We start from the raw sequence: 11,242 nt of genomic DNA, 5'->3' as shown, positions 1-11,242 counted from the left end.
CCGACGACGCGGAGGCAGCGGTATGGCGAAGAAGGCCGAACGCAAGGGTGCAGGCGGGCTCGACCGGGACTCGAAGGGGCGAGCCCCGGTGGGCCTGGGCGAGACATCGGACGAGACGGGCGCCGCGAAGGCCGTTGCGAAGGCCGAGAAGGCCGCCGAGAAGGCCGAGAAGGCCGAGAAGGCCGAGAAGGCCGAGAAGGCCGAGAAGGCCGAGAAGGCCGAGAAGGCTGCCAAGAAGATCGCGAAAGCCGCGAAAGCCGAAAAGGCCGCGAAGGCTGACAAGAAGGCCGAGAAGGCGCTGAAGGCGGAGCGGGAGCTGCGGGCCGAGCAGGCCAAGGCCGCCGCGAAGGCGGACAAGAAGGCCGCCAAGGCGCTGGAGGCAGCAGCCGAGCGGGAGGCCGCCGAGGCCGCCAAGGTGGCGAGGAAGCTCGCCAAGCGGGCGGCCGAGCGGGCCGAGGCCGAGCGGGCCGCGGCGCGGGCGCTGGGACTGGAAGCGGTCGAACTCGACGCGGTCGGCCTGGACGCGGTCGGCCTCGACGTGGTCGAGATCGAAACCGTCGAGGTGGCGGCCCCCGGTTTCGAGACGGTCGCCGAGGAGGGCGCCGCCCCGTCGGCCGCGAGCGAGCCGGCCGTCTCGACCGAGCCCGAGCCCGAGCCCGAGCCCGAGGTCGCCGCCGAGCCGCCCCGGCTGCGCGTGGTGGCCGAGGCGCGCGCCGACCGGCCCGATCACCCCGGGACCGACGAGCCCTCCGTTCGGTCTGCGCTGCGCTTGTCCGGCGGCCCCGTCGACCTGACCGCGATCGACCCGCGCGCCACGCCCGGTCTTCGTGGCGACAGGGCCGACGCGCTCGCGGACATCGCCGCGATGGGACCGCGGCTGGCCGAGCTCCAGGAGAAGCTGTACGCGCAGGCCGTGGCCGGCGGTGCGCGCCGCCGGGTGCTCCTGGTGGTCCAGGGCATGGACACCTCCGGCAAGGGCGGCACGGTCAAGCACGTGATCGGCCAGTTCAACCCGTCCGGCTGCCACATCCACGCCTTCAAGGCACCGACCGAGGAAGAGCTCGGGCACCCCTTCCTGTGGCGGATCCGCAACCGGGTGCCGGGTCCCGGTCTGATCGGCGTGTTCGACCGCTCGCACTACGAGGACGTGCTGATCGCGCGGGTGCGCAACCTGGTCCCGCGCCAGGTGTGGTCGCGCCGCTACAGCGCGATCAACCGGTTCGAGCAGGGCCTGGCCGCGGACGAGGTGAGCGTGGTCAAGATCTTCCTGCACATCTCGCCCGAGGAGCAGAAGGAGCGGCTGCTCGCGCGGTTGGACAACCCGGACAAGCACTGGAAGTTCAACCCGGCGGACATCGACGAGCGCTCGGTGTGGCCGGACTACCGGGCGGCCTATCAGGTCGCCCTGGAAAAGTGCGACAGCGACGCGGCGCCCTGGTACGTGGTGCCCGCGGATCGCAAGTGGTATCGCAATTGGGCGATCAGTCGGCTGTTGCTGGAGCACCTCACCGAGTTGGATCCGCGCTACCCGGCGGGCACGTTCGACGTCGAGGCGGAGCGCAAGCGGCTGCTGGACACGTGAGCACGCGCGCACGGTCCTTCGGTCGTGCCTGTCCTCGGACGCCGGACGGGCCGGATCGGCTCGTCCGGCGCCTGAGGTCGAAGTCGAGGTCGGCGCGGTGGTCTCAGCGCGAGCCCACCCGGACCACCGCGACCGAGGTCGCGGGCAGCCGCAGGGTGGTGCCGACCAGGCCGCGGCGGATCTCCGCGCGGTCGTCCCAGGCCGCGACGATCTCGGCCGCGCCGGTGCCCATCGGGAGCGTGGCGGGCTGCTCGGCCAGGTTGACCGCCGTACGGAACGCGCCGCGGTGCACCATCAGCCAGCCGGCGGTCTCCTCGAAGCTGACCTGAACCCTTGTCAGGTCCGGGTCGGTCAGGTGTTCCCACTCGCGGCGCAGCGCGATCAGCCGCTTGTACCAGGCCAGCAGCGCCGCGTGCGGGGAGCCCTTGAGCTCGCCCCAGTCCAGACACGAGTTGCGCACGGTTTGCGGCGACTGCGGATCCGGGATCTGCGCGACGTCCCATCCGTGCGAGGCGAACTCGGCGCGGCGCCCGTTGCGCACCGCCTCGGCCAGTTCGGGGTCGGTGTGGTCGGTGAAGTACTGCCACGGGGTGGACGCGCCCCATTCCTCGCCCATGAACAACATCGGGGTGAACGGCGCGGTGAGCACCAGGGCCGCGCCCGCGGCCAGCAGCGCCGGTGGCAGGGTGGCCGAGATGCGGTCGCCGGTGGCCCGGTTGCCGACCTGGTCGTGGGTTTGCAGGTAGCCCAGGAAGCGGTACGCGGGCATCCGTGAGGTGGGCACCGGGCGTCCGTGCGTGCGCTCGCGGAACGAGGACCACGTACCGTCGTGCAGCCAGACCCGGGTGAGCGTCTTGGCGAGGGTGCCCATCGACCCGAAGTCCCCGTAGTAGCCCTGCCGTTCACCGGTGAGCAGCGAGTGCAGCGCATGGTGGAAGTCGTCGCTCCACTGGGCCTGCACGCCCATTCCGCCGCTCTCGCGCGGGGTGACCACGCGGGGGTCGTTCAGGTCCGACTCGGCGATCAGGAACAGCGGCCGGCCACTGGACGCGGCGAGTTTGTCCACCGCCTCGGACAACTCTTCGAGGAAGGGCACCGCGCGGTTGTCGGCGAGTGCGTGCACCGCGTCCAGCCGCAGCCCGTCCACGTGGTAGTCGCGCAGCCACATCAGCGCGCTGGCGACCAGGTAGGCGCGCACCTCGTCGGAGCCGGGCCCGTCCAGGTTGACCGCCGAACCCCACGGCGTCTTGTAGCGATCGGTGAAGTAGGGCCCGAACCGCGGGAGATGGTTGCCGGAGGGACCCAGGTGGTTGTGCACCACGTCCAGGATCACGCCCAGGCCGTGTCCATGGCACGCGTCCACGAACCGCTTGAGGCCCTCCGGGCCGCCGTACGGCTCGTGCACAGCCCACGGACACACACCGTCGTAGCCCCATCCGTGCCTGCCCGGAAAGGCGGACACCGGCATCACCTCGACGTGCGTGATGCCCAGGTCGACCAGGTGGTCCAGCCGCTCGATCGCCGCCGCGAAGGTGCCCTCGACGGTGAAGGTGCCGATGTGCAGCTCGTAGACCACCGCGCCGGGCAGCGGCCGGCCGGTCCAGGCCCGGTCGGCCCACGCGTACGCGGCGTGGTCCACCACCCGGCTCGGGCCGTCCGGGCCCTGCGGCTGCCACGGCGAGCGCGGATCGGGCAGCGGTGTGCTGCCGTCGATCACGAACGCGTAGTCGCTCCCGTGGACCGCGGCCGGCACGTCCGCCTGCCACCACCCGGGTCGGTTCGCGTCCCGCATCGGCTTGCGTCGGCCGTCGACGACGACGTCCAGGGACGACGCTTTCGGAGCCCAGACCTCGAACCTGACCACGATGGTTGTGTCCTTTCCGGGAACGCGTGGGAACGGGTGGGAGCGCGAACGCGCCCGGGTCAGCCGCGGGTGAGCAGGGCCACCGGCAGGTCCTCCAGGATGTGCCGCAGCCGGGCCTGGCCGGTGTACGCGTTGCCGGTCAGCGCGTCGATCCAGCGGCCCGGCGGCAGTGGCAGCAGCGCGCCGCCCCAGCCGCCCTTGGCCGCCAGGCCGGCCGGCAGCAGGGTGGCCACGGTGATCGCCTCGCCGCCGCGCACGAACGCGATCGCGTGCCGCGCCTCCTTGCCGCGGGCGAGCAGCGGCGCGTAGCCACCGGCGAACCAGTCGGGGTGCTCGCGGCGCAGGCGCAGCGCGGCGCCGGTGACCTTGGACTTGAGCGCGTCCAGCGGACCGTGCTCGCGGCCGAAGTCGACCGGGGCCCGGTTGTCCGGGTCGACCAGCGTGTACAGCGCCAGTTCGCCGCCCTGGTACACGTCCGGTACGCCCGGCATGGTGAGCTGGACCAGCTTGGCGCCGAGCGAGACGGCCCGGGCGGGACGATCGAGGTCGGTGACGAACTCGGCGATATCGGCGTTGAGCTCCTCGTCCGCCAGGACGGCGCGCACGAACGCCTCGCTCGCCGCCTCGTAGTCGGGGTTCGGGTCGGTCCAGGTGGTGACCCGGGCCGCCTCGCGCATCGCCTTGCGCAGGTAGTCGACGGCCCGGTCGGCGGACAGCGGCCAGGCGCCGACCAGGGTCTGCCACAGCAGGTAGGTGTCGTAGCCGTCCGGCCCGAAACGGAACTCGGAGCGGTGCGGATGGGACCAGTCGTTCCAGGTGTGCACCCGCTCGGCCCAGTCCTCGGGGACCTCGGCCAGCACCGCGAGCCGGGCCCGTACGTCCTCGCTGCGCTTGGTGTCGTGGGTGCTCAGCGTGGTCATCGTGGTCGGCGACATGCGCGCGCACGCGTCGTGGAAGCCGGCGATGTCCAGGCCGATCGAATCCGGGGAGCCGCCGACCTCGTTCAGCGAACTCAAGGCGTACCAGCGGTAGAACGCGCGGTCCTCGACGCCCTTGGCCGCGAGCGCCGCCGCCACCTGGCCGAAGCGGGTGCCGAACTCGCCGTCGGCAAGCGCCAGTTCGGCGATCTCGCGGGCCGCCTCGGAGACCTGGCCGGGCACGCCGGTCAGGGCCTGGGCCATGGCCGCGATCGAGCCGGGGCCGCCGCCGGGGTAGGGGCGGTAGGTGGGGAAGGCGGCCAGCAGGGGCGGCAGCGCGCGGCCGATGTCACCGGCGCCCGCGAGTGGTTCCAGTCGATCCAGGGTGCGCCGCAGCCGGGCGAACTCGGTGGCCAGGCCACCCGCGAGCACCTCGGCCCTGGCCTCCTGGGCGAGGTAGTCGAAGCCCTCCCGGACGCCGGTCTGCTCGCGGTGCAGCGCCCGCAGCGGCTCGGCGCCCTCGGCGTCGACGAACAGGTTGTCCACCCGGCGCAGTGCGTCGTAGCCGGTGGTGCCGTCGCAGGCCCAGTCGGCCGGAAGGCGCTCCTCGTCGGCGAGGATCTTCTCCACCACGATCCACGCGTTCGGCGCGGCGGCGCGCAGTCGGGCCAGGTATGCGCGCGGGTCGGCGAGCCCGTCCGGGTGGTCGATCCGCAGCCCCTGCACCAGGCCCTCGTTCACCAGCCGCACGATGGTCGCGTGGGTGGCCGCGAAGACTTCCTCGTCTTCCTGACGCAGCGCGATCAGGCCGGCGATGGTGAAGAACCGGCGGTAGTTCAGCTCGGTGTCCGCACGCCGCCAGTGCGCGAGTTCGAAGTGTTGGGCGGCGAGCAGTTCGTCGAGCGCGAGCTTGTCGGTGCCGGCTCGCAGCGGGAACTCGTGCTCGTGGTAGCGCAGCACGTCGCCGTCCACGATCAGCTCGTCGGCGACCTCCTCGACCGGCCCGCCGAGCACGGGCAGCAGTACCCGGCCGTCGTGTCGCGTCCAGTCGATGTCGAACCAGCGGGCGTACGGCGAGTCCGGCCCCTCCCGCAGGGTCTGCCACAGCGGTCGGTTGAGCGACTCCGGCGCGGGCACGGCCATGTGGTTGGGCACGATGTCCAGCACGATGCCCAGGCCGTGTGCGGCGGCGGAGACGGCCAGCGCGCGCAGCCCGTCCTCGCCGCCGAGGTCGGCGGACACGCGCGAGTGATCTACCACGTCGTAGCCGTGAGTGGACCCGGGAACGGCCTGCAGGACGGGCGACAGGTGCAGGTGGCTGACCCCGAGGGAGGCGATGTAGGGCACGGCGGCGGCAGCGTCGGCGAACCCGAAGGCGGGCTGCAGCTGGAGCCGATAGGTCCCGGTGGGGAAGTGCGATGGCGACGAGGTCATGCGGACTAGCTTCCCCGGACGACCCCGCGCTACCACCCGCCGGGGTGGTGAAACCTGATCGGACGCGGCGGGCCACGAGTGGTGCATTCACCCGATCCGGGCAGTTGGTACCGAGGTGGCCGGGACTGCGGCTCCCGTGCCCAGGCCGTTCACGGACCTGGACATCTCCTCGCTCGTTCGCCCACCCGTCACGGCCGTTGCAGGACGACCAGCGAGCGGGCCTCGACCGTTTGGCAGGAGCCGCCGTTCACGGTCATCCGGGTCTTCGGCTCGTGCATCGTCGTCTTGTCGTCGGCGGTGTCGACCACGACCGTCCAGGTCCTGCCCAGGCCGTTGGGGATGACGAACTCCTCGATTTCGTGGGAGGCGTTGAACAACAGCAGGAACGAGTCGTCGGTGATCTTCTGGCCGCGCGGGTCGGGCTCGGAGATCGCGTTGCCGTTGAGGAAGACCGCGACCGACTTGGCGGCCGCCGCCCACCAGTCGCCGTTGGACATCTCCTCGCCCGTGGGGGTGAACCAGGCGATGTCGGTGAGCTCGTCGTGGGTGCCCTGCACGGATCGGCCGTGGAAGAAGCGCCGGCGCCGAAACACCGGGTGCTCGGCCCGCAGCCGGGTCATCATCCGCATGAACTCGAGCTGATCCGGCACCTCGCCCTGTGGCCATTTCACCCAGGCGAGTTCGTTGTCCTGGCAGTAGACGTTGTTGTTGCCCCGCTGGGTGCGGCCGAACTCGTCGCCGTGCGCGATCATCGGCACGCCCTGGGAAAGCAGCACGGTGGCGATGAAGTTGCGCTGTTGGCGGGCCCGCAGCGCGAGCACGTCCGGGTCGTCCGTCTCGCCCTCGACGCCGTGGTTCCAGGACCTGTTGTGGCTCTCGCCGTCGCGGTTGTCCTCGTGGTTGGCCGCGTTGTGCTTGTCGTTGTACGACACCAGGTCGTGCAGGGTGAAGCCGTCGTGGCAGGTGACGAAGTTGATCGAGGCGATCGGTCGCCGGCCGTCGTCCTGGTACAGGTCCGAGGAGCCGGTCAGCCGCGAGCCGAACTCGGCCAGGGTGCGCTCCTCGCCGCGCCAGAAGTCGCGCACGGTGTCGCGATACTTGCCGTTCCACTCGGTCCACAACGGCGGGAAGTTGCCCACCTGGTAGCCGCCTTCGCCGACGTCCCACGGCTCGGCGATCAGCTTGACCTGGGACACGATCGGGTCCTGCTGGACCAGGTCGAAGAACGAGGACAGCCGGTCCACCTCGTGGAACTGCCGGGCCAGCGTGGCCGCGAGGTCGAAGCGGAAGCCGTCCACGTGCATGTCGGTGACCCAGTAGCGCAGCGAGTCCATGATCAACTGGAGTACGTGCGGACTGCGCATCAGCAGGCTGTTGCCGGTGCCGGTGGTGTCCAGGTAGTAGCGCTTGTCGTGGGCGAGCCGGTAGTAGGACGCGTTGTCCAGGCCGCGGAAGGACAGCGTGGGTCCGAGGTGGTTGCCCTCGGCGGTGTGGTTGTAGACCACGTCGAGGATCACCTCGATGCCGGCCGCGTGCAGCGCCTTGACCATCGAGCGGAACTCCTGCACCTGCTGGCCGCGTTCGCCGGTGGACGAATAGGCCGCGTGCGGCGCGAAGAAGCCGATGGTGTTGTAGCCCCAGTAGTTGCGCATGCCCAGGTCGGTGAGCCGGTGGTCGTGCACGAACTGGTGCACCGGCATCAGCTCGATCGCGGTCACGCCCAGGCTCACCAGGTGCTCGATCACCGCCGGGTGCGCCATCCCCGCGTAGCTGCCCCGGATCTCCTCCGGCAGCCCCGGGTGGGTGCGCGTCAGCCCGCGCACGTGCGCCTCGTAGATCACCGTGTCGTGGTATTCGGTGCGCGGCGGCCGGTCGTTGCCCCAGTCGAAGTAGGGGTTGATCACCACCGAGGCCATCGTGTGCGGCCCGGAGTCGGTGGTGCTCATCAGGTCCGGGTGCTCGAACGAGTAGCCGTACATCGACTCGTGCCAGTGCACCTCGCCGCACATCGCCTTCGCGTACGGGTCCAGCAGCAGCTTGTTCGGGTTGCACCGGGCGCCGGAGGCCGGGTCGAACGGGCCCTGGACGCGGTAGCCGTACCGCTGCCCGGGCTGGATGCCGGGCAGGTAGGCATGCCGGACGAAGGCGTCCGCCTCGCGCAGCTCGATGCGCTGCTCGGCGCCGCTCTCGTCGAGCAGGCACAACCAGATGCGTTCGGCGGCCTCCGAGAAGACCGCGAAGTTGGTGCCGGCGCCGTCGTACGTGGCGCCGAGCGGATACGGATGACCGGGCCAGACCTGCATGAGCAACCTGCTTTGTCGCGGATCGTGCTTCGGCAGCTTGCAGTCTCCCGTACCGAACCGGATTCATGTGCGAGATCCGCTCCGGCGTCGCCCGGTCGGGTGGATTTCGAGCCCGGACCGGTGGGGTGCGTGCCATCGCCTCGATCGGTTCCGATCAAAACGGTCAGATCCAGTCGAGCAGTTCCGCCGCGAGGAGTTCCTCCCGACACGGCCACGCGTCGCCGCACGAGCACACCGCGCCGGCGGTGCCCGCGCAATCGGTGCGCCGGTGGTGCGCGAAGATGTCCGCGACCACGTCGCGGTACTTGGCGAAATCGTCCTCGGTGCCGGTGCGTCCCGCCGGGATCCTGCCGTTCGTGGCCAACATGACGACCTCCTGGGTGCCACGGTTCCTGCCGCATGAGACGGACTGTGGATCCATCCCGGTTGCGCTTGGGAACAGGTGGAGGGAAGACCCTCTGCCGTCCGGCAATTGTTCCGAGACGTCATCGCGCCGCTGGGCAGAAGTTGCCAGAGCGCACCGAGTCCCCCCAATCGCCTTACGCCATACGGGTAATGCCCGCACGTTCATCACTCGAAAGGGGTATCCGGCCCGGCCCGCGCGGGCCCCCCGAGGCCGCCGGGTTTGGCTATACGCTCGTTCGGTTCCGGCTCGACGACGAACGGATGGGACGCGATGGCCGATCGGGAGTCCAGCTCGCCACCCTCGACGACCGAGGATCCCGCGGAGGGGACGAGTACGATCGGCCTCGGCGGTGGGAACGGCCCGACACCGGGCGACGGCAACGACACGTTCCCGGACCCGTACGCCGGCTACCGGGACGGCGATCCCACGGCCGGGGTCGCCGGGCTGACCGACACCGGCTCGTTCGCCTTCGACCCGGGCGTGCTGCCCGGACCCCGGCACGCGGCCACCGGGACGGCCGTCCTGGACGGTTCGAGCCCGCCCGACCCGATGCCGGGGATAGACCCGGCGACGCTGACCTGGACCGAGGACGACTGGGCCGGCGCGCTGTTGCGGGCGCGGCGGGCCGGCCGGGCGTACGTGTACCTGAACCTGATCGAACAGCGGCTGCGGGCGGTGATCGGCGCGGTGCTGATTCCGGTCTACGGGCCCGGCGAGCACCCGCACGACGACGGCGCCTGGGTGCTGGCGGCGGCCGGCAACGCGCAGAACGAATGGGTCGAACGCGCCGAGGCCGTCCGGGAGATGAGCCGCCGACGCGGATACATCGTGGACCCGGCGGACGACGAGTTGATCGCGTTCCTGACGCTGCCGCAGCTGCGCGAGCTGATGGTGCGCAACTGGTGGTGCTTCGAACCCTTCCTGCCGGACCGGCGCAAGCTGGAACGGGCCCTGGAGGAGGTCGAGATCGGCCGGCACATCGTGGCCCGCAACCGAGTGCTCTCGCCCGACGTGCTGGCCCAGGTCGAACGCGCGTGCCTGCGGGTGCTGGCCATGCTGGACGGCCCGCTCGCCGAACAGGGCGATCGGCGGCTGGCGCTGGACGCGGTCGAGGAGCTGTTCGCGGGGCGTTACGCGGACGTGGTGGGGGTCTTCCAGGACCGCTCGGCGTTGCAACGGCGGCTGCCGTTCGCCGACCTGGTGGACGGCGCGCGCGGGATCGACGCGATGGGCGTGTCGCTCAACCTGCTGTGCCAGAACTACTCGGGGCGGGATCTGGGCCGACTGGGGGCGAGTGGTTGCGAGATGCGGCTGCTCTTCCTGAACCCGGCCGGGGACGCGATGAAGCAGCGGGAGAAGGACGAGGGGATCAAGAAGGGGCTGCTGGCCCGGATGACCACGCTCAACATCCTGCACCTGCGCCGGATCCGCTCGAAGCTGCGCGAGCCGCGACGGATCGAGATCCGGCTGTACGACGAGGCGCCGCGGTTCGGCGCGTATCTCGTGGACGGGGACGTGGGGCTCATCCAGCCGTACCTTCGCCGCGCGCGCGGGGTCGAGTCACCCGCCTTCGTGCTTCGCGCTCACGCGGCGCAGGCGCGTGGGCTTTATCCGTTGTTCCAGGAGGAGTTCGAGCAGCAGTGGACGGACAGCAAGCGCACGTCCTGAGCGGGGGCTGCGGTTGCGCCTTGGGCGACTCGGGCTCGAGTGTGCCTACCGGTTCTCGCGGCCGGATCGGTGGTTGAGAGCGCGGTGGCGGTTCCACCGCGGACGGGACGGCCGGCCGGGGGCCGGGGCCGAGTCCGCGGGTCTCGAACTCGGCCCGGTCAGAAGGCGTGCCAGGGGGCGGTGGGGTCGCCCGTGCGCAGGGTGCGGACGCGGTGGTGGAACTCCTCCTCCGCCGCCGGGTTGCCGGGCACGTGCTGGGCCACCCAGGCGGTGGCGGCCAGTTCGCGGGTATCGCGCAGTACCCGGTAGCCGGGCCAGTCGGTGACGTCGAATCCGTACTTCTTCGCGAACCGCCGCTGCGCGCCGTCGGGCAGGCCGTAGCGCGCGGCCGCCATCGGGGTGAGCACCAGGTCGTACTCGCGCAGGTCGTGAGCGACCGTCTCCCAGTCCAACAGCAGTGCCCGGCCGCCGTGCACGCCGACGTTGCGCAGCAGCGCGTCGCCGTGGATCAGTCCCTGCGGCAGCGCCGGGGTCAGCTCGCGGCATGCCGCGTCCAACGCGTCGCGGCGGGCCAGCAGAAAGCGCCGATCCTCCAACCCCACGGCGGCGTCGGCCGAGTCCAGCCAGGTCTCCACCAGCGCGAGGGGCGCCCGGGCGGGCAGCGCGAACGGCGGCGCGGGCAGCGCGTGCAGCTTCTTGAGCAGCCGGGCCAGGTCGACGATGTCCGGTTCGCGCTCGGCCGGCGACAACAACTCCCAGAAGGTGACCGGGCGGCCGTCGATCAGCACCGGCTGTGGATCGATTCCGGCCGCGGGTCGTACCGCCGGGAAGTCCTGTTCGGCGAGCCAGCACGCGACCGCGATCTCGCGGTGCGCCCGCTCGGCCATGTGCGCCCCGCGCGCCACCCGGACGACCAGGCCCGGACCCGGCAGGGCGAACACCGCGTTCTCGCCGAAGGCGAGCAACGTGGCGTCCGCGGACGGCACCGCGACCTTCGCACACGCGCGTACGAGCACCGAACGTTCGCCGGCCACCGAGTCGATCACGCCGGTGATGGTACCGGTCTCG

At 71.3% G+C, this 11,242-nt stretch carries 7 protein-coding genes; 2 read left to right on the top strand and 5 right to left on the bottom strand.

Annotated elements, in window-relative coordinates:
* Window positions 1-697 precede the first annotated feature (697 nt).
* Window positions 698-1,582, top strand: coding sequence for a PPK2 family polyphosphate kinase (locus tag A3IC_RS71720; RefSeq protein WP_079026960.1), 885 nt, complete (start codon window positions 698-700; stop codon window positions 1,580-1,582).
* Window positions 1,583-1,685: 103 nt separating this feature from the next.
* On the opposite strand, the gene treZ is transcribed toward A3IC_RS71720, so the two are convergent.
* The 4 genes from treZ to A3IC_RS0138550 all read right to left on the bottom strand — a co-directional run bounded on the left by treZ (window position 1,686) and on the right by A3IC_RS0138550 (window position 8,467).
* Window positions 1,686-3,446, bottom strand: coding sequence for a malto-oligosyltrehalose trehalohydrolase (gene treZ / locus A3IC_RS0138565; protein WP_020555417.1), 1,761 nt, complete (start codon window positions 3,444-3,446; stop codon window positions 1,686-1,688).
* Window positions 3,447-3,505: 59 nt separating this feature from the next.
* Window positions 3,506-5,797 carry a malto-oligosyltrehalose synthase gene (gene treY / locus A3IC_RS0138560; RefSeq protein ID WP_020555416.1) on the bottom strand — a complete coding sequence of 764 codons (2,292 nt, stop codon included), beginning with the start codon at window positions 5,795-5,797 and terminating at the stop codon, window positions 3,506-3,508.
* Between the two features lie 188 nt (window positions 5,798-5,985).
* A complete protein-coding gene (gene glgX, locus A3IC_RS0138555) occupies window positions 5,986-8,100 on the bottom strand; it encodes a glycogen debranching protein GlgX (protein WP_020555415.1) in 2,115 nt (704 codons plus the stop codon).
* A 163-nt stretch (window positions 8,101-8,263) separates the two neighbouring features.
* Window positions 8,264-8,467 (bottom strand): hypothetical protein, encoded by a 204-nt coding sequence (locus A3IC_RS0138550; protein WP_020555414.1) that lies wholly within the window; start codon window positions 8,465-8,467, stop codon window positions 8,264-8,266.
* Between the two features lie 309 nt (window positions 8,468-8,776).
* Here A3IC_RS0138550 and A3IC_RS0138545 point away from each other — a divergent pair, with 309 nt between their 5' ends.
* Window positions 8,777-10,174 carry an SAV2148 family HEPN domain-containing protein gene (locus A3IC_RS0138545; protein ID WP_020555413.1) on the top strand — a complete coding sequence of 466 codons (1,398 nt, stop codon included), beginning with the start codon at window positions 8,777-8,779 and terminating at the stop codon, window positions 10,172-10,174.
* 158 nt (window positions 10,175-10,332) lie between these two features.
* Here the strand turns inward: A3IC_RS0138545 and A3IC_RS0138540 are convergent, their stop codons facing one another.
* On the bottom strand, window positions 10,333-11,220 hold the full coding sequence (locus A3IC_RS0138540) for a phosphotransferase enzyme family protein (RefSeq protein ID WP_020555412.1): 888 nt from the start codon (window positions 11,218-11,220) through the stop codon (window positions 10,333-10,335).
* Window positions 11,221-11,242 lie beyond the last annotated feature (22 nt).

It is taken from the genome of Embleya scabrispora DSM 41855 (genome assembly GCF_000372745.1).
GTDB classification, from domain to species: domain Bacteria; phylum Actinomycetota; class Actinomycetes; order Streptomycetales; family Streptomycetaceae; genus Embleya; species Embleya scabrispora.
The sequence above is the reverse complement of the archived record's forward strand: the minus strand, read 5'-3'. Positions and strand labels throughout refer to the sequence as shown.

Excerpts from the sequence above, each read along its gene's own strand:
- treY (WP_020555416.1), bottom strand. The coding sequence starts at position 5,797 with ATGACCTCGTCGCCATCGCACTTCCCCACCGGGACCTATCGGCTCCAG.
- glgX (WP_020555415.1), bottom strand. The coding sequence starts at position 8,100 with ATGCAGGTCTGGCCCGGTCATCCGTATCCGCTCGGCGCCACGTACGAC.
- A3IC_RS0138550 (WP_020555414.1), bottom strand. The coding sequence starts at position 8,467 with ATGTTGGCCACGAACGGCAGGATCCCGGCGGGACGCACCGGCACCGAG.
- A3IC_RS0138545 (WP_020555413.1), top strand. The coding sequence starts at position 8,777 with ATGGCCGATCGGGAGTCCAGCTCGCCACCCTCGACGACCGAGGATCCC.